This is a genomic window from Actinomyces sp. Z16 (assembly GCF_003111765.1).
In the GTDB taxonomy this organism is placed as follows: domain Bacteria; phylum Actinomycetota; class Actinomycetes; order Actinomycetales; family Actinomycetaceae; genus Actinomyces; species Actinomyces glycerinitolerans.
In genome coordinates this window covers 452,773-477,795 of sequence record NZ_CP027862.1, presented here as the reverse complement: position 1 = coordinate 477,795, position 25,023 = coordinate 452,773, and the positions used below count along the sequence as shown (strand labels likewise).

Below are 25,023 nucleotides of genomic sequence, written 5' to 3'. Positions count from 1 at the left end.
GCGCTTCCCGCAAGGCGCGAGTTCGTGTCGCCTAAGTATTGACCTGCGTCCGAATATCGAGCATCCTGAGACCACCGTCACAACGCGGCTCGCATTGTGTGGATGCACGCACAGCGGTCCGCAGAAGGAGCGTGAGTCCTGTGTCCCCGACTGTCCCGGTGGCCCTCGCGGTGGGTCGGATCCTGATCGGCCTGCTGCTCACGGTCAGCGCCTACGCGAAGCTCGCCACCTCGCGAGAGCTGCAGGTCGCCGACGTCGCCGGTTACCGTCTACTCCCCGGACGAGGCCCGCGGGCCGTGGCGATAGCCCTGCCCGCGGTCGAACTGTTCTTGGCTGGCTGCCTGGTGCTGGGCGGGCGCCTGCCCATCACCGAAACGATCACCGCCGTCCTGCTGCTGGCGCTGGCCGGCGCCTCGGTCAGCGTGCTCGCGCGCGGCATCAAGGCCGACTGCGGCTACTTCGGCTCGCGGCTGCGGTGGCGGGTGGGACCCGGCGTCGTCGCAGCGAATGTGGCGCTGGCCGCGGTGCTCGTGGCCGACCTGCTTGTCACCCCGCAGCGCCTGGTGCTGGCCAGCCCCGGCAGCAACATGGTGGTCATCGTGCTGGGTATCGCCATGTTCTTCAATCTGCTGACGAACTGGGACAAGTTCCGTCAGCCGCAGCCGGCCTGAGGACCACCCGCCGGGTCGCGCTCTGTGCTGGGCGGCCGATGGCGCAGTGGTCGTACAGCGCCGCGTTCATGCTCCGCCCGCATCGTGGCCCACTTCAAACGCATCTACTGCCGGCACGCCATCACGGATGGTCACTCCGGAAAGATCGGGATCGAGTAGCCAGCTGGCGAACTGAGGTATGTTGCCCGAGTTGAACAACAGCACCGCGACGTCTAGCTTGGGGAGCCCGGTGGAGTCCTGTTTCATCCATGCGTAGGTGTAGCGCCTGCCATCGGGGTTCTCGTAGGCTCCGGCCGGAAGCAGTCCTCGTTCATCGAGCTTGGAGTACGCCTCCACCAGGAAGTGCCGCCTCACAGCCTCTGATATTCCGAACTCCTGCACGTCACTTCGGTCAGGTGCGCCAACAATGGGATTCTGCAGCGCGGCCACTGTGTAGGACTGCGCGCTCTGCCGCGCCATACCGCCCCAAGCAGGCCCGGCGGCGCCGGCAACAGTATCGGCGGTGGAGTACACCCCGTCGTCGAAGGCATTGAGCAACATCTGGTTTGTCGCATCCAGCTGCTCTCCCTCGTCACCGCGGCCCTTTTCCGCGGCGCCCTGGATGTATCCGAGCAGACGACCATCGGGGTAAAGTTTCTGAACGATCAGGGAGCTCGCTTTCTTCAGATTCGATTTTTCAGAGTCTTCCGAGCCATCAGAGTCGGCAGGCAGCATTTCCAGCGCATCGTCGAGGCGCAGCGAGGTGTATCGCCCCGCCGCGGCGGAGACGGTCTGTAGCGCGATGTCGTCTTTGAGCGTCTCCTGCAGCAAGGACCGAACCTCGTATCTGTGGCCTTCCTCCCAGCCCGCAGGCATGGACGCGTTGAAACCGGATGCCTCCGCAGATCGTTGCGCCCCGTTGGCGGCCTCGTCGATCTCTTGCATGGAGTTGGCCAGCACGGCGGCCGCATTCTGGCGCGAAGCGTCCGACCACAGGCTGCCCTTATGCCCCGCCATGTCGACCACCGCCTGCTCCGTGATCCACGCAGCACGCTCATCCTTCGTCCCCGTCGTCAGCCGCCGATGCTCCGAAGCACCGGCCACGGCCGCCGTTAGCGCCTCAAAACCGCTTGAGTCCCACTCACGCCCCTTAAGCCACTCCCAAGTAGTACCATCAACCACCACAGTCTGCTCGATTGCACGATCATCAACCGGCGACGCCAAGAACTCCAAAGCCGCATCAGGCTGCCGCCCCATCGCAGTCAGAATCCCAGTCATCGGATCCCAATCACCCACAGTTCCCTCTGGTGGTGACGCTTTCATCCGCTGCAACTGCCACTCAGGCAGGTCATCGCCGGCCCGCTCATGCGCCCTTACCGCAGACCCCAGGTCCTGGAGGAAGTACCTGTTGAACACCCCGCCAGCGGTCGTCGGCGCCCCGGTCAGTATGTTCGTCGCCGAGCGGTTGGCTCCCGACAGCAGCAGGTTGAAACCGAGCGGCATGTAGTAGGGGTGGTCCTCGTCTGTGACCAGCCCGCTCAGTTTCTCGGCGTAGTCCGAGCGGTGCTGCGGAGTCCAGGCCGAGGAGTGAGTAGCAGTGCCGAAGCAGATCGACAGCGTCGCCTGAGCGGACAACCATGCGTCGTCGGTCTGCTGCCAACGGGTCGCGTATTCGGCGTCGGGATCAATCGGATCGTAAGCGGGCAGGTTCTCGGTCTGCTGCAGCCGCTGCTGATTGATCGTATAGGCCAGTTTCGCCATGCCCTCGGGACCCATGGCGTCGGCGAAGGCTGTGGCGTAGACCTCATCATTCTGATGGTCTGCCACCGAGCCATGTATAAGTTCCAGCAGTTCATCGGGCTTGGTGTTCTTCGCATCCTCCGCATCGCTTCGAGCCCGGTCCGATGAATCCGCACTCGCCGCGACCGCTGCGGTTTGCTCAGCGGTGGCGAATGCAGTCGGTTCAGCGCTGGGATCAGCATCGGTCGGGTCGTTCCAGTTAGGTCCGGGGTCATCGGCGCGTGAGGCCACTCCATCCAAGACCTGCGGCGCGTAGTTGATCACCAGCTCCTCCAACGCCGCCACCGTCGACTCGTCAGCGTCCTCGGCGACCACGGTGTACATCGTGAACCCGGCGCGGCCCTCCAGCCAATAAGCATAAGCATCCGGATGCTTTGGGTGCGGCCCAAGATAGGAGAAGACGCGCGCATCCGTGCCCGGAATCTCACGCCCCTCACCCCCAGTAATCGTTTCCAACGTGGTGAACGCATTATTGCCGTTCTGACCGAACCCGACCCACGAGTCAGTAGTACTGGTTGCGACAAGTATGCCGCGCTCACCATGAATCCTGCAGCCCATCACGCTAGAACGTTCATCTTCAACACTATCCACCCGACCCACGATAGACGTGACATCATCCTGTTCAAAAACACCACAATACGAGCCCGCTACCGAATCATCAGCGCAACCGCTCACGCAACCGGTCGATGCAAGCATAAACAGCACTATCACAACCGAGCGAAGCGACACCAAACGGGTTAACCTAGAGAATAGCATTGCATTGTCAGCTTCCGGGCGATCCGGTGGACGTAGACTCCGCCTCGCTGGACGAGTCCGCAGTCTGGGCGGCAGACGGCTCGGGACTGGGAGTGCCAGTGGCCGGATCATGACGGTTACGACCGGGATCCTCCGTACGCGATGCCACCCCGTCCAGCACCTGCGGCGCGTACTTGATCACCAGCTCCTCCAACGCCGCAGCCGTCGACTCATCAGCATCCTCTGCAATCACCGTGTACATGGCAAACCCGGCACGACCCTCCAACCAATAAGCATACGCGTTAGCACTCTCAGTCCCACTACCAAACACGTAAGAGAATACACGCGCATCCGTACCCGGGACCTCACGCCCCTCACCCCCGGCAATCGCCTCCAACGTGGTAAACGCATTATTACCACCACGCCCGAACGCCACCCATGAATCCGCCGTACCGTGCGCGGCCAATACGGCACGCTCGCCCTCAATACTACAGTAGAACACTCCGTCACTACCCTCCTCGACCTCCGTCGCACGACCCACTATAGGAACCACATCCTCCTCCGCAATCAACCCACAATAAGGGCCCGCAACCGAGTCGCCGGCACAGCCACTCGCGCAGCCCACCGATGCAACCACAAGCACCACCGTCACAACGGCAAGGAGTGACGTCACACGGCTGAACTTGAACTGCAGCATTGTCACTGGCCTGGCGATCCGGTGGACGTGGACGTAGGCTCCGCCTCTCTGGACGAGTCCGTTGTCTGAGTGGCAGACGGCTCGGGGCCGGGAGTGCCAGTGGCAGGATCGTCCCGGTTGCGACCGGGGTCCGCTGTACGCGAGTCCACCCCATCCAGCACCTGCGGCGCGTACTTAATCACCAACTCCTCCAGCGCCGCAGCTGTCGACTCATCAGCATCCTCGGCAACCACCGTATACATCGTGAACCCGGCGCGACCTTCCAGCCAATATGCATACGCGTTAGAGTTCTCAGTCCCTCCACCAGACATGTAAGAAAAGACACGTGCGTCGGTTCCTGGAATCTCACGCCCATCACCTCCAGTAATCGCCTCCAACGTCGTAAACGCATTATTACCGCCGCGGCCATACGAAACCCACGAGTCGTCCGTACCGCTTGCAACCAGTACAGCGCGCTCACCTCGAACTCTACAATAGAGCAGTCCGCCATCCCCCTCCTCAACCTCCGTCACACGACCCACTATCGGAGTCACGTCCTCCTCGGCAATCAGCCCACAGTATGGGCCCGCAACCGAGTCCTCACCGCAACCACTTACGCAACCTAACGGCGCGACCACTAGCAGCGCCGCCACAACAGCACGGAGTAACAGCACACGCCTGAACTTGAGTCGCATCATTGTCACTGCCCTGGCGATCCTGCAGACGTAGGCTCAGCCGCACTGGATGCCGCCGTTCCATCGGCGGACGGCCCACCGCTTGGCACCGAAGCGTCCGGAATGTACCTGTTAGGACCCGGGTCCTCGGTACGCGAGGCAACGCCATCCAGGACCTGCGGCGCGTACTTAATCACCAACTCCTCCAGCGCCGCAGCTGTCGACTCGTCAGCATCCTCGGCAACCACGGTGTACATCGTGAACCCGGCGCGACCTTCCAGCCAATATGTATACGCGTTAGAGTTCTCAGTCCCTCCACCAGACATGTAAGAAAAGACACGTGCGTCGGTTCCTGGAATCTCACGCCCATCACCTCCAGTAATCACCTCCACGCGACCCACAATAGGATCTACATCCTCCTCGGAAAATAAACCACAGTAGGGCCCTGCGACCGAATCATGGGAGCACGCACCAGTGCAGCACGCCGAGATCGCCAACACCGCGGCCAGTACAAGGCGCATGCCATGCTGCGAACAGCGCGAGCTATATTCATACATCACTCCAGCCCTTTCTCACGGCCATTCGCGAACCCTTCTGTAGACTCTCGAGCCTCGCTCGAAACCCCCCTAAGGTCGGGGTCTGTAATCCAGCTATTGAACTTCGCGATGTTTTCAGGACTAGAAAGCAGCTCCTCTTCGTCAATATGAGAGCCGTCTTGATTATCATAATCCATCCAGGCATAACCGTATGGCTTCCCATCGGGATTCACATATGCGCCGTCCGGCAAATACCCCCGCTCATCGAGCTTCGCATACGTTTCAACTAATAGCCGAACCTTAACGGCACTCTGCATGTCCTTCGCATCTTCTTTGGCCTGTTCAGAATTGGATGGTAAGGCGTCGCCGGCAGCGTCGAGCATGTAGGACTCGGCGATGCTTAGCGCTTGACTAGCCACAGCGGACTGTGGCCCCGGGATGAAGCTCAGCCCTTTGCCAAAGGCACTGAGGATCATTTGGTTGGTCGCGTCTTGGTCGGCCGCATCGTCGCCGCGCCCCTTCTCCGCTGCACCTTGAATATATCCAAGCAAACAGCCATCGTCGTAACGCGTTTGGGAAACCTGATCGTACGCGTCCTGGTAGGTCGCGTCCGCAGGCAACTCATCCAGCGAGCTATCCAGGCGTTGCGACGCAAACCTACCCGCCGCATCGGAGACAGTTAGCAGCGCAACATCATCCTTAAGCGTCTCCTGCATCAATAGTCTGATTTCACCCCAGTGGGCTTCCTCCCATCTAGCCGGTTGACCTTCAACGAATAGCGTTGGCGGATCTGAGTTATCACGTTCACTCGCAGCCTCGTCGATCTCCTGCATGGAGTTGGCGAGTACCACGGCCGCGTTCTGCCGCGAGGTATTAGTCCACAGGCCGTCCTTGCGCCCGGCCATGTCGACAACTGCTTGCTCCGTGATCCACGCAGCACGCTCATCCTCCGTCCCCGTCGTCAACTGCCGATGCTCCGAAGCACCCGCAAACGCAGCGCTCAGCGCCTCAAAACTGGTCGAGTCCCAGTCACGTCCCTTAAGCCACTCCCAAGTAGTCCCGTCAACCTCCACCGTCTGCTCGGTGGCGCGATCATCAACCGGCGGCGCCAGGAAATCCAATGCCGCATCGGGCTGACGCCCCATCGCAGTCAGAATCCCGGCCATGGGATCCCAATCACCCACCGAGCCTTCCGGGGGCGACGCTTTCATCCGTTGCGACTGCCACGCAGGGTTCCCTTCGCAAGTCTTCTCATGCGCCTCCACAGCATGCCCGAGGTCCTGCAGGAAGTACTTGTTGAACACCCCACCGGCCTGCGCGGCCTCGCCATCGAGCTCGGCAGTGTTCGCTGCGGTTCGGTTCGCTCCTTCCAGCAGCAGGTTGAAGCCGAGAGGCATGTAGTAGGGCTGATCTTCGTCCGTGACAAGTGCTGCCAGTCCCTCCGCATACTCCGAACGGTGCTGCGGAGTCCAGGCCGACGAGCTCGTGGCGGTGCCGAAGCAGATCGACAGCGTCGCCTGAGCGGACAACCACGCATCGTTGGTCCGTTCCCAGCGTGTGCCTTTGTCACTGTCGGGGTCGTTCGGATCATAGTCGGGAAGATTTTCAAGCTGATACTGCCGATCCTTATCAATCATGTACGCCAGATTGGCCATGTCCTCGGGCCCCATGGCGTCGGCGAAGGCGGCGGCATATACCTCGTCGTTCTGATGATCTGCCACAGACCCATTCATCAGGTCCAGCAGCTCATCGGGATCGGCGTTCTTCGCCTTCTCCGCGTCGATCTCCGCCTGGACCACTGAGCTGAGATCCTTCGACGAATTGATCGCCACTGTGTCCGGCAGATTATATGTGATGACGCCGTCCGCATTCATGCTCGCAATTCCGGACTCATTCAGTCGCACGATCTCATCCTTACAGGACTCAATCTCGTCTGCCCTGAGGTTCAGGTTTTCAATAGCAGTCGACGCGTCCGAACTGAAGTTGCTGTCGGAGAGGGAGACTTCAGCACTGTTTAACTGGAAATTGATGGAAGTCCTGGCACCCTCGGCGTCGGTGGCAACCTCACGGATTTGAGCGATAGCTGTTTCTAATTTCTCGGCGTTGAGGGATACCTTCGTCATTACTGTTGTTCTCCCGACTCGGTAGCATTAGGATGGGATTGCGAGCATTCCTCGCGGAACTCAGTCACTCTCCTCACCGCTTTCCGCGTTCGCTATCGCTGTCGCGAGATCGTCGCTGAGGCCGACGAATACCGCAATCAAGGCATCAATTTCGCCCTTGGTGTATTCAGACTCTTCATCCGCCAACGGCCCCTCCCAGGTATCGGAGGCATTTACCCAGCCGTACAGCCCCTCCACAATGGTGCACGCGTAAGGGTTCACCAGGCCTATTTCACGGTTCTTACGATCGACATATTCCTTCAACTCGGCGAGTCGTTCCTTCTCAGACATCTCTTCCTCCAGGGTTCCGCACCGACTCGTGCCCGGCATTGCAATACTGTCACTATACCGCAACGAACAGGCGACAGCACCTCCGGGCATAAGCCCTCTGGCTCGCGCGGCACTCGGCCACCTGTACGCAGCGTGTCAGGATCCCGCCCAGTCGGCCCCTCACCTGCGACGACCGAATGCCCCCTACTACGAGCTTTTGCACCCTGGTGTGCGGTCATTTGCCGTACACCAGGGTGCAAAAGCTCGGATCAGGAGACAAGGGCTCGCAGCAGACGACGGCCAGTGGGGCGCCCGCCAGGCTCGCCGCCCGACTGGCGCGCCGGCCGGTTACCTTGGCGCCCCGCCGGGCCACCGGCCGGCCCCAACGGGTTACCGGCCAGGTTGACGCTCCGCCAGGACACTGGCCAGAGCCCGCCGTCAGCGCGTTAAGTCGGCATCACGCCGGCCTCGATGGCACGCCGGCGCATGCCGTCGACGTCACTCGGTCGGTGCCAGCACCGCGGCCCGTCCGGCCTCCAGACGCGCCACCGGCACGCGGAACGGGGAGCAGGACACGTAGTCCAGGCCGACCCGGTGGAAGAAGGCGATCGAGTCGGGGTCACCACCGTGCTCGCCGCACACGCCCATCTTCATGCCGGACTTGGTGGACCGGCCGCCGTCGACGCCCAGCCGCACCATGCCGCCCACGCCGTCGACATCAATGGACTCGAACGGGGAAGTGCCGAAGATGCCCGCCTCGATGTAGCGGCCCACGAAGGAGGACTCCACGTCGTCGCGGGAGAAGCCCCAGGTGGTCTGGGTCAGGTCGTTGGTGCCGAAGGAGAAGAAGTCCGCCTCCTCGGCGATGTGCGCGGCGGTGACGGCCGCGCGCGGCAGCTCGATCATGCAACCGATCGGGAAGTTCAGCTCGTAGCCGGACTCCGCGGACACCTCCGCCAGCACCGACTCCGCGCGCTCCCGCGCCAGTTGCAGCTCCCGCACCGAGCCGATCAGCGGGATCATCACCTCCGGACGGGGATCGCCACCGGCCCGCAGGCGTTCGACGGCGGCCTCGGCGATGGCGCGCACCTGCAGCTCGATAAGGCCGGGCATGGTCAGCAGCAGCCGCACGCCGCGCAGGCCGAGCATCGGGTTGGCCTCGTGGTTGCGGCGCACCACGTTCAGCAGCTCCTCGTCGGCCGGGTCCAGGGTGCCGCGCTCACGGTCAACCGCTACCTTGACGCTCAGCTGAGTCAGGTCGGGCAGGAACTCGTGCAGCGGCGGGTCGATCAGGCGCACCGTCATCGGCTTGCCGTCCATCGTCTCCAACATCTGCACGAAGTCGGCCTTCTGCAGCGGCAGCAGCGCCGCGAGGGCGGCCTCCCGCTCTGCGTCGTCGGCGGCGAGGATGAGGTTCTGCACCAGCTGCTTGCGCTCGCCGAGGAACATGTGCTCGGTGCGGCACAGTCCCACGCCCTGGGCGCCACGGTGGATGGCGTGGCGGGCGTCGTCGGGAGTGTCGGCGTTGGCGCGCACCTGCAGGCGACGCACCTGGTCGGCTCGCCGCATGATGCGGTCCACGCTGGTGATCAGCTCGCGGGTGTCGACGTCGCCGGCGGTGTCGAGTGCTGCCTCCAGGCCGCGGCGCAGGTAGGTCATGACCGGCGAGTCGACGACGGCGACCTCGCCCAGGAACACCTCGCCGGTGGCACCGTCGATGGCGATGACGTCGTCGCTGGTCAGCGGGGCCTCCCGCCCGGCCACGCGCACGGTGCGGGACTCGGCGTCGACGTCGAGGGCCTCCGCGCCGCACACACAGGTCTTGCCCATGCCGCGGGCGACGACGGCCGCGTGGGAGGTCTTCCCGCCGCGGGCGGTGAGCACGCCGACGGCGGCGACCATGCCGGGCAGGTCGTCGGGGTTGGTCTCGCGGCGCACCAGGATGACGGACTCGCCGGCCTCGGCGCGGGCGACGGCCTCGGCGTTGTCGAAGGCGATGTGTCCGACGGCGGCGCCCGGGGAGGCGGGCATGGCGCGGGTGAGCAGGTCGTGGCCGGTGACGTCGCCGAACTGCGGGAACATCAGCTGGTTGAGCTGGTCGCCGGTGACGCGGGTGAGCGCCTCGTCCATGGTGATGAGCTTCTCGTCCACCAGCTGCGTGGCGACACGGAAGGCGGCCGCGGCGGTGCGCTTGCCCACGCGGGTCTGCAGCAGCCAGAGCTTGCCGCGCTCGATGGTGAACTCGATGTCGCACAGGTCGCGGTAGTGGGTCTCCAGGCGGCGCATGGCGGCGCGCAACTCGTCGTAGCTGGTCTTGTCCAGGCGCTCCAGGTCGGCCAGGGACAGGGTGTTGCGGATGCCGGCGACGACGTCCTCGCCCTGGGCGTTGACCAGGTAGTCGCCGTACACGCCGGAGCGGCCGGTGGAGGGGTCGCGGGTGAAGCACACGCCGGTGCCGGAGGTCTCCCCCATGTTGCCGAACACCATGGTGCACACGTTGACGGCGGTACCCAGGTCGTGCGGGATCTTCTCGCGGCGCCGGTAGATGTGTGCGCGCTCGGTGTTCCAGGAGCGGAAGACCGCCTCCGTGGCCATGTCGAGCTGGGCACGCGGGTCCTGGGGAAAGTCGATGCCGGCGGTCTTGGCGACGATCGCCTTGTACTCCTCAACGAGCTCCTTGAGGGCCTCCACATCGAGCTCGTAGTCCAGGCTGACGCCGCGGGCGGTCTTCTTGGCGTCCAGGGCGTCGGAGAACAGGTCGCCGTCGATGTCCAGGACGGTCTTGCCAAACATCTGGATCAGGCGGCGGTAGGAGTCCCAGGCGAAGCGCTCATCCCCGGAGGCGGCGGCCAGTCCCTGGACGGAGGCGTCGTTCAGACCGATGTTCAGGACGGTTTCCATCATGCCGGGCATGGAGAACTTGGCACCGGAGCGCACGGAGACCAACAGCGGGTCCTCGGCGGCGCCCAGTTGACGGCCGAGTTCCTCCTCGACCTGCCGCAGGGCGGTGGTCACCTGGACGGCGAGTTCATCGGGGACGACGCCGTCGCGCAGGTAGGCGCGGCAGGCGTCGGTGGTGATGGTGAAGCCGGGTGGCACCGGCAGGCCGAGTCGGGTCATCTCGGCGAGGTTGGCCCCTTTACCGCCCAGGAGGTCCCGCTGATCCTTGTCGCCCTCGCTGAAGCGGTACACGTACTTGGGCATCATCGCCTCTTTCTGATTCTGGTGAAATGTGCGCCCGTGCGCGTTGACAGGAGCCACTGTAATGTGACTTCAGTCCTAATGCCACTTCCTGGCGTCGTGTCCCCTAAATGCAAATGTTTGTACGAACAAAAGCGTGCGCACTCCGGCCGCGCTGGGTAGGGTGCGACGACGGTGCAGCCCCCACGGTGGCGTCGCACAACTCCAGCCCACAGTGGGCGGGGCAGGACGGCGGCGTGGTCCCGCCATGAGGTTCTCGCGTTCGTCTGACGGCTCGTGTCATCGCCCGACGGTTCGTGCGTTTGCGTGGTTCGTTGTCGGGTGCGGGAGGTCGTTGTCGGGCCAAGTGGGGACCGGCGGTCCAACGCACGAACCGTTGACCCGAGCACGCTAACCATCACCCGGACGGCCGCCACCCGTCAGCACGCCACGTCCCGCCTGTCAACACGCCACACCCCCAAACGCGAAGCCAGGAAGGGCAGGACAACAGCTCATGGGGTCAGGGCGATGACGCCCTCATGGGGACGCAGCCGCAGACGCCGAGGCAGTGGCTCACCGTCGGGCCGCCCCCGCGGCCCCGGCCGTACCGCGCCCGGGGGCAGGGCGACCGTGCCACCCACCTCCCCATCTAGGACCGCTGCTGCAACGCCACCCTCGAAGCGGCGCCGCCACACCCGGCCCGACCTGTGCACGGGCCCGCGCGGCTGCCCGAGGTCGGCGTCCATCGCCGGGAACCAGGGCGTGCGCGAGTAGTCGTTGTGGCCGGTGGCCGTATAGGACAGCCGCGGAGCACCGGCGCCTACGATCCAGAAGAGGGCCAGCCCATACAGCCCCTGCGGCGATCCATCCCACGCCGGCCCGTGCCCGCCCGACGGCGCACGCAGCAGGGCGAGCCCCGGCCCGTCGAGCTGCTCCAACTGCGCGGCCGCCGTCGTCGCATCGAACATGGCGTCGTCGCCCCAGCCCAGCCAGCACTCCTCGAAGCCACCACCCCAGGCGGCATGCCGACGCCAGCGGCCGGGCTCGCGCCGCGCCTCGGCGATATTGGGGACCAGCAGCCGGCCGGCGTCGGCCAGGGCCCGGCCCGCAGTCTCCACCAGTTCGCCCAGCGCCGCCCGCAGGCCCGCGACCTCCGCCGGAGCGTCCGGGTCGGCGGAGGCTATGGCGGGCAGGCGCAGGCCGTAGTAGTCCTCGAAGACGTCGTTGTCCGCCATGACGCCGTCGAAGGCGGTGCCGTCGAGGGAGGCAACCACCTGCTCCGTCCAGGCGGCGCGGTAGGCGGGATCCCAGACACGAGTCTGGAAGTGCCCCGGATAGGAATCCCACTCCACCGGCTCGTCCCCGCGCCGAGCAATCCAGCCGCGGTCACGGGCCTCGGCCCAGCCGATCCCCGAGGCGCACCGCTCCGGCGGCTCAAAGACGCGCACCGAGGACAGACAGCGGTACGCCAGCACGGTCATGCCGGGGCGGGCGTCCTTGAGCCTGGCCGCCGTCTCCCGCTCCCAGGGCTGGAGGACAGCGGTCCGGTAGTGGGCGACGGCGAAGTCCACCTCTGCGGGCGCAATCGGCTCGCCGTAACGCAGCCAGGCGCCAACGCCCGGTCCAGTGCCAGTCATTTGTCGGCCGTGTGGCCCTTGAAGACGCGGCCGGCCCAGCGTCGGTGTCGCCGCGGGGCCCGGTGACGTCCCCGCCTCGGCGACAACGAATGGATTCCACGAGTCCGCTGCTCACCCACGGCACGGATGCGGTCGGTGCGGCGACGGCGAACGCCGACTCCACCCTCCAGGAACAGGTCGTGGTAGGCGGCATTGACCTTAAGCAGATTGAAGGCCGTCTCCGCCCGGGCCCGAGCGGAACGGCTCATCCGCTCGAACAGGTCGATGTCGCCCGTAACCTGCTGGATCCGGTCGGCCATGAGCGTCGGATCCCCGGGAGGGATGATGAAGCCGCTGGGATCCAGCACCGTGCCGTCCTGGGCGGTGATGGCATCCAGGACGACGGGACGCAGCGCCCCCACGTCTGTGGACACGGTGGGAATGCCCGCCCCCATGGTCTCCAGGGACACCATGGGCAGGCCCTCGTTATAGGAGGGAAGTAGGAAGAGATCCCAGTCGCTCAGATGCTCGCGCACATTGATCGTGCCGCGCACCGTGATGAAGTCTTCCAGCCCCAGTTCCGCGATTCGCGCGGCACAGCGCTCGTAGTACTCGGGAGCGTGCTCGGTGGGACCGCATACATCCAGATGGAAGCGCAGACCGCGCTCGCGCAGAATGCGCATGGATTCGATGAGGTCGAGCAGCCCCTTGATAGGTACGACCCTGGCGATGTACACCAGCCGCCACCGGTGGGAGTCCGCTCCGCCGTCGCGCAGGGAGGCGATTGCGGCCTGCCGCTCGGCGTAGGCCGCGTCGAACTCGTCGATGACGATGCCGTTGGGGATGACGCGGATCGAGCCCGAGTTGAGTCCCAGGGCCCGCGCCTCCGTAACAGCGTCCGGATACAGGTAGGTGGTGGCGTAGGCCTCCGGGTAGCACAGGCGCCCCATCTCGATCCACCAGGCCATCCACATACGCTCTCGTCCGCCGACGTCGAAGGTCCGATAGTCCTGCGAGGTGACCGGCTTGTCCATGCGCCGTCCGAGCAGGGTATTGATCGTATCGCGCACGTAGAGGTTGTGCTCGGTCAGCAGGAATGAGGCGTCGTTCTCCCGGGCGGCATTGGCCGCCAGGAGAGAGGCATAGCCGGTGGTGTGAGCGTGATACACGCGCGCACGGGGCATGGTCTCACCTAAAACGGCGTACGCCAGGGAGAAGAATTCGCGCAGGCACCAAAACAGCTCGCTCAGTGACATTCCCAGTGTGGGCATACGGTCGCGATACGTCTCCATGAATTCAGCGGATCCGAGTAGCGCCCACAGCGGATAGCGGCGCGTCGAGGCCGCCATACCCTCCGCGATCAGATCCCACACCGGCTTGCCCTCGCCGGCGGCCAGAGCCTGAAGGGCGTCGACGAGCCGGTGCGCCAGCACGAGCCGCTCGCGGTGGTTCATGTGCAGGTCCGCGGGTCGACTGGAGGTGAACTCCGGGTGGTCGGCCATGGACAGGTACACGACCTTGACCCAACGCACATTGCCCGGCATGCCGTACAGATCGGTGCGCGGACAGTCATGGTCCCAGGTGATGTGGATGATCCCGAATGAGAGATCGGGGTTGCCGGTGATGATGTCATGCACGACCGCGGACACGCCGCCCTTGAGATAGGGGTAGGTCGACTCCATGACGATGGCGACGTCAACCTCGTCATAGCGCCCGTCGGCGGGAACGCCGTCGGGGAGGACCGCAGCCGCCGGATCGACGCCGTCCGCCCGGCCGGTAACGCGGTCGGTATTGCTGCTCACCATGACAGGGCCTTTCGCCAGAAGAATGAGTACTCGGGTGAGGACCACCGCGCCCGGTAAACGACCACCGAGACGGCGATCAAGGCAAGGTCGACCAGCGCGGTCGCGGCGAAGGACGCGGCCAGGCCGCCCACCAGTGTGAACGCCATGAGTGCTGCCAGCAGGTGCGCGCCGGACAGGGCCAGTGCCAGTGCCGGGTCCCCGGCGTGGTCGATCTCGTATGCGAGCAGGGTCAGCACCGCCAGCAGCGCCGAGCCGAGCGCGACGGCCAGAGCATCGGCCACGGATGCCGGGTCGACCAGGGCGATGACCACCACTACCGCCACCACCCCGAGGGCCGCCACGATCCCAGCGCGCACGAGCGCGCGATCCAGCAGCCTGGTTAGGTAGCGGCTGCGGTCACGCAGGGAGTCAATGCTTACCGACTCCAGCCCCCGGTGGAAGTCGGTTAGCGCGCCGGTCACCCTGGGGGTGGCGATCGCGAAGTAGAAGCTGTAGCCGAGGACCGCCGGCTGGAGACACAAGTAGGCCAGGGCGATGCGCCACTGCGTGCCCAGGGTCAGGAAGAGGAGGAGCTTGTCCGCCCACAGCACCCCGCCGAGAACGAGGCCGCGCCCCATGTCGACCACATACTCCCCGATGCGTACCGGGAGCGGGCGGAGCAGGCCGGCCAGGGCGGACCGCATCGGCACGACCTGGGTGAGGGTGGCCAGCAGCGGCGGCAGGTACCACGCCGTCGGAAGCAGCAGGACCGCGGCGGCGTAGGCAAGCCAGCCCAGCGCCCAGTGGCGCCGACGCCGCAACAGATCCGCCACCATGAGGGACTGCGCGAAAACCATGTTCTCCAGCAGCAGCAGGAAGTGCGCCGCGATCGTCAGCGCGGGCCAGTGCGTGGTCGCACCCACCAGTGCGCTGACGAGAAGCACCGGGACGACGGAGAAGGCCAGCACGGTCGGCCACAGCCGGGCGAACTGCCGGACGCACTGGCCGGGCTCGGTGTCTGCGACCGAGCCCATGAGCCGGTAGACGGGCCCGCAGGTGACCTGGCTGAGCCAGGGGACGGCCACCGCAACGCTCACGATCAGGGAGGCAATGGGGACGCCGGCGACGGCGTGCCCCTCCATCCGGCGGATGGCCAGCGGATAGGACAGTCCCAGGAGAATGGCGGGCGACATGGCCAGCAGCAGGGTCTTGACGACCCAAGTGGCCTTACATCTCAAGCGGGGTTCATCGGGGCCGGTCAGGGGCCTGATCCAGCCGGGAAGCGGAGACGCTTGTCGGCTAACGACAGGCACGTTCGCAGTCATTAGAAGTATTTCCTTGGTGCGTGAGGCGGCACGCCGCGCCGGTGGAGCCCATCAACGCATGCGTAGCCAAGTACTTGCGTGCTACTACCGCGCACACATTAGCCGAGAATGCGCTCGCCATTAATGAAATCCGGCAAGTACCACAAAGGTCACATCGTTTTCACAGTCCCGCGATAACAAGCATCTTGCGACGCCCGTACCGGCGATCCGCGCACCGGCATGACCGACGTCCGCAACCTCGGCCACAGGCATGAAGGCGGGGCCGTCCCCTGTGGGACGGCCCCGCCGCGTTGGTGGAGCGTGTCAGCGACTGCGCGCTAGCGCACCGGAGTCAGGTGCCCGGCCGGCCGGCGTGCCGGCGCGGGCCACTGTGCCGGGCCCCTGTGCAGGCGCGGCGGTGACGGGCGGTCACTCCGGGTCCGGGCTCACTGCGCCGGCTCGGCCGCGGCGGAGGCGATCTCCTCGGCCTCGCGCACGGCGTCCTCGGCCTCTTCACGGGGCATGCCCCGGAAGGTGAACTCACCCAGGATGCCCTCGCCCTCGGCGTCGACCAGGACCTTCTGGCCCCGCTCGATCTCCCCGAAGAGGATCTTCTCGCTCAGGGCGTCCTCGATGTCGCGCTGGATGGCGCGGCGCAGCGGGCGGGCACCGAGCACCGGGTCGAAGCCGCGCTCGGCGAGCAGCTCCTTGGCGGCGTCGGTCAGCTCGATGCTCATCTCCTGCTCGGCCAGGCGCTGAGACAGGCGACCGATCATCAGGTCGACGATCTGACGCACCTCCGCCTTGGTCAACTGCGGGAAGACGATCAGGTCGTCCACACGGTTGAGGAACTCGGGCCGGAACTGCTGCTTGAGCTCGCGGTTGACGTGCGCCTTCATCTCCTCGTAGTCCATGGTGCCGCCCTCGGTGGACTGGAAGCCCGTGGCCACGGACTTGCCGATGTCCTTGGAGCCGAGGTTGGTGGTCATGATGATGACGGTGTTCTTGAAGTCGACCACGCGGCCCTGGGCGTCGGTGAGGTGACCGTCCTCCAGGATCTGCAGCAGCGAGTTGAAGATGTCCGGGTGGGCCTTCTCAACCTCGTCGAACAGCACCACGCTGAAGGGACGCCGACGCACCTTCTCGGTGAGCTGACCGCCCTCGTCGTAGCCGACGTAGCCGGGGGGCGCTCCGAACAGCCGGGAAACCGTGTGCTTCTCGGCGAACTCGGACATGTCGAGCTGGATCAGAGCATCCTCGTCGTCGAAGAGGAACTCCGCCAGGGCCTTGGCCAGCTCGGTCTTACCCACGCCGGTGGGGCCGGCGAAGATGAACGAGCCACCGGGGCGCTTGGGGTCCTTCAGGCCGGCGCGGGTGCGGCGGATCGACTTCGACAGGGCCTCGATGGCCTTGTCCTGGCCGACGATGCGCTTGTGCAGCTCGGTCTCCATACCCAGCAGCTTGGCGGACTCGGTCTCGGTGAGCTTGACCACCGGGATGCCGGTGGACATGGCCAGCACCTCGGCCACCAGGTTCTCATCCACCTCGGCCACCTGGTCGAGGTCGCCGGACTTCCAGGCCTTCTCCTTGGCGACGCGCTCCTCGCCGAGGCGGCGCTCGTCGTCGCGCAGGGAGGCGGCGCGCTCGAAGTCCTGATCGTCGATGGCCGACTCCTTCTCCTGCTTGACGGCGGCGATCTTCTCGTCGATCTCACGCAGCTCCGGCGGAGCGGTCATGCGGCGGATGCGCAGGCGCGCGCCCGCCTCGTCGATCAGGTCGATGGCCTTGTCCGGCAGGAAGCGGTCATTGATGTAGCGGTCGGCCAGCTTGGCGGCCGCCTCGATGGCCTCGTCGGTGATCACCACGTGGTGGAAGGCCTCGTAGCGGTCGCGCAGCCCGCCGAGGATCTCAATGGTCTCGTCGATGGAGGGCTGCTCGACGGTGACCGGCTGGAAACGGCGCTCCAGGGCGGCGTCCTTCTCGATCTTGCGGTACTCGTCCAGGGTGGTGGCGCCGATGGTCTGCAACTCGCCGCGGGCCAGCATCGGCTTGAGGATGCTGGCGGCGTCGACGGCGCCCTCGGCGGCGCCCGCCCCGACGAGGGTGTGGATCTCGTCGATGAACAGGATGATGTCGCCGCGGGTGCGCACCTCCTTGAGCACCTTCTTCAGGCGCTCCTCGAAGTCACCGCGGTAGCGGGAGCCGGCCACGAGCGAGCCCATGTCCAGGGAGTACAACTGCTTGTCCCGCAGGGTCTCGGGCACGTCCCCGTGGACGATCGCCTGGCTGAGGCCCTCGACGACGGCGGTCTTGCCGACGCCGGGCTCGCCGATCAGTACGGGGTTGTTCTTGGTGCGCCGGGAGAGGATCTGCATGACGCGCTCCATCTCCTTGTGGCGGCCGATGACCGGGTCCAGCTTGCCCTCGCGCGCGGCCGCGGTGAGGTTGCGGCCGAACTGGTCCAGGATGGCGGAGCCCGACGGCGTGCCCTCCTTGTTGGAGCCGCCGGCGGTGACGGTCTCCTTGCCCTCGTAGCCGGAGAGCATCTGCATGACGGTCTGGCGGACGGTGGACAGGTCGGCGCCGAGCTTGGTCAGCACCTGGGCGGCCACACCCTCGCCCTCGCGCAGCAGGCCGAGCAGGATGTGCTCGGTGCCGATGTAGTTGTGGCCCAGCTGCAGCGCCTCGCGCAGGGACAGTTCCAGCACCTTCTTGGCGCGGGGCGTGAAGGGGATGTGTCCGGAGGGGGCCGACTGGCCCTCGCCGATGATCTCCACGACCTGGGCGCGCACGGCGTCCAGGGAGATGTCCATCGACTCCAGCGCCTTGGCGGCGACACCTTCGCCTTCGTGGATCAGGCCCAGAAGGAGGTGCTCGGTGCCGATGTAATTGTGGTTGAGCGCGCGGGCCTCGTCCTGGGCCAGGACGACGACGCGGCGGGCGCGGTCGGTAAAGCGTTCGAACATCGCTGATTGCTCCTCGGCACGTGCGGTTGGTGATCGCGTTGCCCGGGTTCGGGCACTGCCCGGATTGGGGGAACGCGGGGCACGCGCTGATAAGGCTAACGGCGCGAGGCCGGCGCCGATGCCCCTGTTCGCAGTGGGCGTGAGCAGGGTTGAGTCGGGCCGACTCAGGAATAAGGGAGGGGCGGGCGCATGCAGACCCTCGTCGCAGGGGCCGGTCACCCTGAGATCCTCTCCCCTCCGAGCACACAGTGAGCTGACCATCGCGTCGGCATGACGTTAACGGCCGTCGAGGACGGCGACGCCGTCCACGTCGTCGGTATCACCGTCGGCGGCAGCCAGGCACTCTTCATGAAGATCAATACTTTCGGGGAAGAAGCCTTCCTCGAAACCCTCGCCAGCGCCTGCGCCGCGTGGGAGTCCATGCACGGCGTCCTGCCCCAGCGCTGACGCCGGGCTGCCGTGCAAGGACCGAGCAGCAAGAGCGCGGGACGTGGCTGCTGGCGTCCCCGTGCATGGAAGTCGGGTCATCTACTACGCCACTTCGGGGTTAACAACGCCAGTTAACGGTCTGCTGAAGGGCTCCGAGGCACACAGCAGAACGTTAAGTAGCGTTGTTAACGCCCAACCCGCGTTGCAGACACCCCACCCACCACACACCCGACCAACCCGACCGGCCTCGTGTGCGTCAACGCCTGGCAGCTCTGGCGGGAGAGCCGCCGATCACCGCGCTTCAGGCATCCAGCGCCGCCTGGAAGGCCCGCAGCAGCCGGTCGGAGAAGAGCACGAAGCGCACCAGCTCCAGCCCGCGCGCCTGCTCCGCAGCGGCGTCGACGACGTCGGTTCCGCATACTTCCACGCCACTGGTCGTGTCGGCCCGGGCAGCGAGCGCGCGCGTCTCAGTCACGGCGGCGCGGGCGACGGCGTCGGCATCCCAGCCGTACACGCCCGCGGAGATCGCCGGCATGGCCACACTGCGGCAGCCGAGTTCCTGAGCCAGTTCCAGGCTGGAGCGGAAGGCTGCGCGCAGCAGGGCGGGGTCGGTCTGGCCCGCATGCCGGTTGGGTCCCACGGTGTGGATGACCCAGCGGGCGGGCAGGTCGAAGCCGGGGGTGGCCACGGCCTCCCCCACCGGCAGCCCATCGGGCAGGCTGGTGGCGCGCAACTCGCGGCAGGCCTGGAGCAAGCGCGGCCCGGCGGCGCGGTGAATGGCGCCGTCCACACCCCCGCCTCCGAGCAGCCCGGAGTTGGCCGCGTTGACGATGGCGTCCACCTCCTGGGTGGTGATGTCTCCGCGTACCGCTTCTATCCGCATCATGCCCCCATTGTGGCAGCCGCATCGACCGTCGGGCGCGCATCCCGCAGGCGACGTAGGCGCTACTTGGCGAGCTGGCTGGCGACCTCGAAGCCGTCCCAGATCGCGTACATGATGTTGGCACACCGGCGGGCGTCACCCACCACGTGGTAGGGGATGCCGGCGGCCTTCACCTCGGCCTCCAGTTCGTGGCGCGGGGTGTAGCCGATCGCGGTGACCACCGTCTGCGCCGGGACCAGGCGCTGTTCGCCGTCGACACTGACCAGCAGGCCGGCGTCGGTCACGCGCTCGGCGCGGGCGTCGGTGAGCACCTCGACCCCGCGGTAGGGGACCAGGTCGTGGAGCATGGCGTGGTTGGCCATGCACAGCGGGGCGTTCTTCTCCAGCACGTCCGACAGCGCCTCCACGATCGTGACCTCGACGCCGCGCTCGCGCAGCGAGATCGCCAGTTCACAGCCGGTCAGGCCGCCACCGATGATGACGACCTGCTTGCCGAGGGCGTCCTGGTCGAGCAGGGCGTCGGTGGCCTCAACCACGGGCACGCCTTCACCGAGGTCCAGCAGCCGCGGGTTGGAGCCGGTCGCGATGAGCACGTGGTCGGCTCCGGAGGCGCGGATGACGGCGGCATCCACGGGCGAGTTCAGGCGCACTTCGACCCCGAGGTCCTCCAGCTGGCGCTCGTACCAGGCGATGAGGGCGAGGTCGTCCTCCTTGAACGACGGCTGCCCGCCGGCGATGACCACGCCGCCGAGGCGGTCGGAGGCCTCGTACAGCACCGGGGTATGGCCGCGTTCGGCCAGTACCCGGGCCGCCTCCATGCCGGCTACGCCGCCGCCCACGATCAGCACGCGCATGCGGGTGCGGTCGTTGGCCTGCGGCAGCGGGCGTTCGGTCTCCCGGGCCGCCAGCGGGTTGACGGCGCAGCGCAGCGACGAGTAGTGCTCGATGCGGCCGATGCAGCCCTCCTGGCAGGAGATGCAGGGGCGCACCAGGTCGCGCCGGCCCCGCTGCAGCTTGTTGACGATCTCCGGGTCCGCGAGCGTCGGGCGGGCCAGGGAGATCAGGGTGGCGGTGCCGTCGGCGGTGGCCGCGGCCGCGAGCTCCGGATCATCCATGCGGCCGGCGACGATCAGCGGGATGTCGGGGCAGGCCTCGTGCAATTGACGCGCATAGGGGACGTACAGGCCCTTGGCCTGGTACATCGGCGGGTGGCTCCAGTACCAGGAGTCGTAGGAGCCGACGTCGACGTCGAGTGCCTCATACCCGTAGGACACGAGCAGGCGGGCCGCCTCGATGCCCTCGTCGATGTCCCGGCCCACCTCGGCAAAGCGCTCCCCCGGCATGGCGCCCACACCGAAGGCCTTGATCATGGACTTCGGGGAGAAGCGCAGCTGCACGGGGAAGTCGTCGCCGGCGCCGGCGTGAATCGCCTCGACCACCTCGCGCGCGAAGCGCAACCGGTTCTCCAGGGAGCCGCCGTATTCGTCGGTGCGGTGGTTGAAGAAGGAGATGGCGAATTGGTCGAGCAGGTAGCCCTCGTGGACGGCGTGCACCTGAATGCCGTCGAATCCCGCCTCGCGCGCCACCGCTCCGGTAATACGGAATTGCTCGACGACGCCCTGAATCTCTTCCACCGTCATCTCGCGGCAGGTGATGGAGGGGTCCCAGCGGTAGGGGATCGCCGACGGAGCGACCGGCGTGCGGCCACCGAGGATCGCCTTGGTGATCACGCGGCCGAAGCCGGCCCCGGCTTGGAGAACGATCTTGGCGTCGTAGCCGTGTACGCGTTCGGTCAGGTCGCGGCTGGTGGTCATGAATAGACCGGGGGACTGCGTCGGGTTGGGGATCAGGCCCGGCGGGACGCCGTCGGCGGGATTGGTCACCTGGCACACGCCGGTGATGATCAACCCGATGCCGCCGCGCGCCCGCGTCGTATAGAACTCAATGGCCCGCTGGTTCCAACCGCCCTCGGCGGTGGAGAATCCCAACGGACCCATCGGCCCCATGGCGTAATGGTTCTTGACCTCGATGCTGCCCACACGGGTGGGTTCGAATAACTCCGCGTGCGGTAATTCGGTTTGTAGGGATATGGACATACCGGTTCCTCCTTGAACTCGGCGCATCCGAAATGCGGCGTGATAACAATCGTAACACCCGCTATTAGGCGAGAACCAGGGGTCACGGCAAAGAGGAGCCACGGCCATTCGCGACGATCGCAGGATCTTCCGGAATATGATCCCCGCGAGCCCGCCAGAACACCCGCAGTAGCTGAGCCTTTGCTTTCCAATTAGTGAGCTTCGAGATATTCGGGGACGTCGAGGCTGCGGGACGGGGCCGTCGAGGACGCCCACCGAGGCGGCGTCCCGGCGGGCCGGCCTTCATCCCGCGGTTTGGAGGCTCTTGCGGTTTGGGGGGTTGGTGAGTGTTGTGGGTTGGGTGCTGGTGGGTGTGGGGTGTGTGCCCGGGTGTGCTGGTGGGGCGGAATGTCCAAATTCGGCACAAAGACCGTCGGCGACCGCTGGGGTCGTTTCTGAAACCGCATGATTCCAACGTTCTGCCTGTGGCTGTCTGCGACGTCGGAGCCGTTTGTGCCGATCCTGGACACTTTGGGCCACCGCACACGGGATTCGCCGCCAACGGCGGGCCGCGGACGGACGGGCCCCCTACTTGGACCGTGTTCCCCCCGTTGGACCGCCTGAGACGGCGTCTAGGGCGGTCCAAGCAGAGCTGGGCGGTCCAAGTAGAGCCTGCGCGGGTCGGCCGACCGAACCGCAAACAACCACACACCCCAGACACCACCTCACCCCCACCACCTCACCCCCGAACCGGAAGAGCCGGTTTGGACCCCGTCCCTCAGTTTGGACCCCGATTCTCAGTTGGACCGTCTGAGAGCGCCCAGGAAGCGACCCAAACCGGCGCGAGACCTTCACCGCCGAGGCCGTCAACGAACGTCCAGAACACCTTCAAGGCATCACCCTCGAGACTCCTAAACCTCACCATCAACCGCCATCAGTTGGCGTCACAGTCGTGCGAGATGGTAGCCGACGCCGACGTTTGCCTCAGTTACTGTAGTGAACATCGGAGATGCCTCGACTCTCTCCGTGATGTTCTTTTTGCCTGCTGGCATTCGCCGCGGTGTAACTCATATAAACCAAACCCAGAAGAGCTTGAACCGTGGTGATAGCCAATGGCACTAATATGGAGACGATATCCGACAGTATCGCCTGAGCGATAAAGAGCAGTGCGGAATCAAATCCTACGCCACCCATCAGCAATGTCGAAAAGGCGCACCTTGCCTGAATCCTGTACCAATCTTCTTCGGAGCGAAAGGCGCCAGGAGAGCGCACACCAGCGAACGAGTTAGGCTTCAGGGTACCGTGCCTCATCTTGAGGCCGACGATTGTGAGCACAACTCCGCACGCGGCCATTACGACCGCAAGTATGATGCTCGCTAACGATTCGGACATCTCCGCACCAGTCACTTCTCAAGGATCCGCCGACCGTGGCGCTTGTTACAGTATCGTGTCTACCTCTTCCTCGCGTCAAGACTTCGACGGGACTCGCCGCGAGCTCCGGCAGAGGCGTGAACACGCAGGCCGTCCCGGCGACATCTCAGATGTGCGCAGGGCTCGAGCAGCTTCTTCTACGCCTTGGTCAATGCTGACGGCTCTTGATGGGGCTGACACTGCGAAAGCCGTCAATGTCAACAAGCACGACGACGGCGCTGGCCAGCAGGCCGCCGGCCGCCGCCCAGCGGCCGGTCGGGCCTGCGCCGTCGGCATCGTCGTCGGCTCCCGCCGCGAGCCGAGCCGTGAAGGTGCCGTCCGAACGGATGGTCACCGCGGCCTCACCGAAACGCAGGGGGCGGTGAGCCAGGGGGAACCAGGCCTTGTAGACGGACTCCATAATGCTGAACAGCAGCCGATCCCCGGCGACGTCCGGGAGCGCCTCGACCAGCTCGCGGACGTTCTCGCGCTCCGCCGGCGAGGCGATCCGTGCCAGTACCCCGCCCGCGAGCGACCGGTTCGGTTCGGCGTCAATGCCGAGCGCAGCCACCTGGCTGGTGCGGGCCACCGCCGCCGCCCGATAGCCGCGGCAATGGGTCAGAGAGCCGACGACGCCGTCGGGCCAGGCGGGCTCCCCCATCGGCCCCGGCACCATCGCCGGACGTTCCAGCCCCAGCTCGGCCAGCGCCCGCCCGGCCAGGTGGCGGACGGTCGTGAACTCGGCGCGGCGGCGGGACGAGGCTCCCGCGATATGGGCGCGCTCCGCAGGCAGCAGCGAGGCGTCGACGTCGCCGAATGCCTCGGCAACGATCACCGACGGCGGGGCCAGCCCCGCCAGTAGGGGCGTCTGAGTCATTCGCACCGCCGCGGGCATCAGGCCTCGACGAGGATGGTGACCGGGCCGTCCAGTTCGGCGTCGATGTCCATGTGGGCGCCGAAGCTGCCGGTTGCCACCTCCAGGCCGCGCCGGCGCAGGTCGGCGACTACCGCATCCACCAGTGGTTCGGCCACCTCGCCCGGAGCCGCGCCGTTCCAGGAGGGGCGCCGCCCCTTGCGCACGTCGGCGTACAGCGTGAATTGGGAGACGACCAGCACCGGCGCCCCCAGGTCGGTGACCGAGACCTCCCGACCCGGTGCGCCACCGTCGTCGCCGGGGCCGTCGAAGAGCCGCAACTCGGCGATCTTGCGGGCCACCGTGGCGACCTGCGCGGCGCCGTCGTCGTGAGTGACGCCCACCAGGGCGAGCAGCCCGGGACGGTCAATGGCGCCGACGACCGCGCCATCCACGCGCACCGCCGCCCGGTTTACGCGCTGCAGGACGGCGCGCATCAGCGGCCGGGAGTCCAGTCGCGCGGACCGCGGCCGCCCTGGCCACCTTCATGCCCGGGGAAGCGGATCGAGGAGCGCACGCGCACCGGCGAGTAATACTGCAGGGCGGGGCGGACGTCGGCCAGGTAGACGGCGTTGGTGACCACGCCGAGCAGGCCCAGCATCGAGGATGGCCCCATCAGCAGGACCACGACGACCCCGGCGGCATTGACGGCGAGCCAGAAGCCCTTGGTGCGTTTGCCGGCCGCGATGAAATGCGAGGGGTCGCGAGTGAGGGTGTCGATGAGCGCCCAGACGCCCAGGCCCACGGCGGTGATCTGCGCGAATCGCCAGATCAGGTTGACGGCGCGGGCAAGGTACACGGCTACCATCACCAGAATCTCCACACCGCCACTGTAGCCGCCGCCTCCGCTCGCCGCGACTACCATCCCCCGTGGGCGAAAGCGTGCCACGACGGGGAATAAACGAAGCGATGAGCCCTCCGACGGCCTCTCCCCGTGCCGTCGTCACCAACACGTGATAT

17 protein-coding genes are annotated in these 25,023 nt (G+C 66.1%); 2 read left to right on the top strand and 15 right to left on the bottom strand.

All coding sequences use genetic code 11. The features are described 5' to 3' along the window. The first annotated feature begins 131 nt into the window (after nt 1-131). Entirely contained in the window at nt 132-671 is a 540-nt protein-coding gene (locus tag C3B71_RS01925) for a MauE/DoxX family redox-associated membrane protein (protein ID WP_159097613.1), read from the top strand. 66 nt (nt 672-737) lie between these two features. Here the strand turns inward: C3B71_RS01925 and C3B71_RS01920 are convergent, their stop codons facing one another. The 9 genes from C3B71_RS01920 to C3B71_RS01875 form a co-directional block, all read right to left on the bottom strand. After that, nucleotides 738-3,179, bottom strand: a complete 2,442-nt coding sequence (locus C3B71_RS01920; protein WP_309300304.1) for a DUF6571 family protein — start codon at nt 3,177-3,179, stop codon at nt 738-740. Between the two features lie 34 nt (nt 3,180-3,213). Next, entirely contained in the window at nt 3,214-3,471 is a 258-nt protein-coding gene (locus C3B71_RS15760; protein ID WP_159097612.1) for a hypothetical protein, read from the bottom strand. A gap of 1,620 nt (nt 3,472-5,091) precedes the next feature. Then, nucleotides 5,092-7,194 carry a DUF6571 family protein gene (locus tag C3B71_RS01905; RefSeq protein WP_108965762.1) on the bottom strand — a complete coding sequence of 701 codons (2,103 nt, stop codon included), beginning with the start codon at nt 7,192-7,194 and terminating at the stop codon, nt 5,092-5,094. Nucleotides 7,195-7,254: 60 nt separating this feature from the next. Next, on the bottom strand, nt 7,255-7,524 hold the full coding sequence (locus tag C3B71_RS01900; protein ID WP_108965760.1) for a hypothetical protein: 270 nt from the start codon (nt 7,522-7,524) through the stop codon (nt 7,255-7,257). Nucleotides 7,525-8,001: 477 nt separating this feature from the next. Then, the gene (gene ppdK, locus C3B71_RS01895; RefSeq protein ID WP_073330526.1) at nt 8,002-10,707 is read right to left on the bottom strand and encodes a pyruvate, phosphate dikinase; all 2,706 of its coding nucleotides are present in this window, start codon (nt 10,705-10,707) and stop codon (nt 8,002-8,004) included. Between the two features lie 488 nt (nt 10,708-11,195). Further along, a complete protein-coding gene (locus C3B71_RS01890) occupies nt 11,196-12,320 on the bottom strand; it encodes a putative glycoside hydrolase (protein WP_108965758.1) in 1,125 nt (374 codons plus the stop codon). Further along, nucleotides 12,317-14,104, bottom strand: coding sequence for a GT4 family glycosyltransferase PelF (gene pelF, locus C3B71_RS01885; RefSeq protein WP_108965756.1), 1,788 nt, complete (start codon nt 14,102-14,104; stop codon nt 12,317-12,319). The genes C3B71_RS01890 and pelF overlap by 4 nt, the downstream gene beginning before the upstream one ends. Further along, nucleotides 14,098-15,321, bottom strand: coding sequence for a hypothetical protein (locus C3B71_RS01880; RefSeq protein ID WP_083565760.1), 1,224 nt, complete (start codon nt 15,319-15,321; stop codon nt 14,098-14,100). Before C3B71_RS01880 ends, pelF begins: the two co-directional genes overlap by 7 nt. 512 nt (nt 15,322-15,833) lie before the next feature. After that, nucleotides 15,834-18,353: an ATP-dependent Clp protease ATP-binding subunit gene (locus C3B71_RS01875; RefSeq protein ID WP_073330248.1), complete on the bottom strand. Its 2,520-nt coding sequence runs from the start codon at nt 18,351-18,353 to the stop codon at nt 15,834-15,836. A gap of 270 nt (nt 18,354-18,623) precedes the next feature. Here C3B71_RS01875 and C3B71_RS15755 point away from each other — a divergent pair, with 270 nt between their 5' ends. Beyond that, a complete protein-coding gene (locus tag C3B71_RS15755; RefSeq protein ID WP_159097611.1) occupies nt 18,624-18,800 on the top strand; it encodes a DUF6054 family protein in 177 nt (58 codons plus the stop codon). A gap of 283 nt (nt 18,801-19,083) precedes the next feature. On the opposite strand, the gene C3B71_RS01870 is transcribed toward C3B71_RS15755, so the two are convergent. The 6 genes from C3B71_RS01870 to C3B71_RS01845 form a co-directional block, all read right to left on the bottom strand. Next, nucleotides 19,084-19,665 (bottom strand): O-acetyl-ADP-ribose deacetylase, encoded by a 582-nt coding sequence (locus C3B71_RS01870; protein ID WP_108969431.1) that lies wholly within the window; start codon nt 19,663-19,665, stop codon nt 19,084-19,086. A gap of 62 nt (nt 19,666-19,727) precedes the next feature. Next, nucleotides 19,728-21,761 carry an oxidoreductase gene (locus C3B71_RS01865; protein WP_108965754.1) on the bottom strand — a complete coding sequence of 678 codons (2,034 nt, stop codon included), beginning with the start codon at nt 21,759-21,761 and terminating at the stop codon, nt 19,728-19,730. A 963-nt stretch (nt 21,762-22,724) separates the two neighbouring features. Then, nucleotides 22,725-23,147, bottom strand: coding sequence for an SdpI family protein (locus C3B71_RS01860; RefSeq protein WP_111890605.1), 423 nt, complete (start codon nt 23,145-23,147; stop codon nt 22,725-22,727). A gap of 172 nt (nt 23,148-23,319) precedes the next feature. After that, on the bottom strand, nt 23,320-24,027 hold the full coding sequence (locus tag C3B71_RS01855) for a 4'-phosphopantetheinyl transferase family protein (RefSeq protein WP_108965749.1): 708 nt from the start codon (nt 24,025-24,027) through the stop codon (nt 23,320-23,322). A gap of 17 nt (nt 24,028-24,044) precedes the next feature. Further along, on the bottom strand, nt 24,045-24,500 hold the full coding sequence (dtd, locus tag C3B71_RS01850; protein ID WP_073330262.1) for a D-aminoacyl-tRNA deacylase: 456 nt from the start codon (nt 24,498-24,500) through the stop codon (nt 24,045-24,047). Further along, nucleotides 24,500-24,886, bottom strand: coding sequence for a DUF2516 family protein (locus C3B71_RS01845; protein WP_234416035.1), 387 nt, complete (start codon nt 24,884-24,886; stop codon nt 24,500-24,502). The genes dtd and C3B71_RS01845 overlap by 1 nt, the downstream gene beginning before the upstream one ends. Nucleotides 24,887-25,023 lie beyond the last annotated feature (137 nt).

Excerpts from the sequence above, each read along its gene's own strand:
- dtd (WP_073330262.1), bottom strand. The coding sequence starts at position 24,500 with ATGCGCGCCGTCCTGCAGCGCGTAAACCGGGCGGCGGTGCGCGTGGAT.
- ppdK (WP_073330526.1), bottom strand. The coding sequence starts at position 10,707 with ATGCCCAAGTACGTGTACCGCTTCAGCGAGGGCGACAAGGATCAGCGG.
- C3B71_RS01865 (WP_108965754.1), bottom strand. The coding sequence starts at position 21,761 with ATGTCCATATCCCTACAAACCGAATTACCGCACGCGGAGTTATTCGAA.
- pelF (WP_108965756.1), bottom strand. The coding sequence starts at position 14,104 with ATGGTGAGCAGCAATACCGACCGCGTTACCGGCCGGGCGGACGGCGTC.
- C3B71_RS01905 (WP_108965762.1), bottom strand. The coding sequence starts at position 7,194 with ATGACGAAGGTATCCCTCAACGCCGAGAAATTAGAAACAGCTATCGCT.
- C3B71_RS01900 (WP_108965760.1), bottom strand. The coding sequence starts at position 7,524 with ATGTCTGAGAAGGAACGACTCGCCGAGTTGAAGGAATATGTCGATCGT.
- C3B71_RS01875 (WP_073330248.1), bottom strand. The coding sequence starts at position 18,353 with ATGTTCGAACGCTTTACCGACCGCGCCCGCCGCGTCGTCGTCCTGGCC.
- C3B71_RS01855 (WP_108965749.1), bottom strand. The coding sequence starts at position 24,027 with ATGACTCAGACGCCCCTACTGGCGGGGCTGGCCCCGCCGTCGGTGATC.
- C3B71_RS01890 (WP_108965758.1), bottom strand. The coding sequence starts at position 12,320 with ATGACTGGCACTGGACCGGGCGTTGGCGCCTGGCTGCGTTACGGCGAG.
- C3B71_RS15755 (WP_159097611.1), top strand. The coding sequence starts at position 18,624 with ATGACGTTAACGGCCGTCGAGGACGGCGACGCCGTCCACGTCGTCGGT.
- C3B71_RS01870 (WP_108969431.1), bottom strand. The coding sequence starts at position 19,665 with ATGCGGATAGAAGCGGTACGCGGAGACATCACCACCCAGGAGGTGGAC.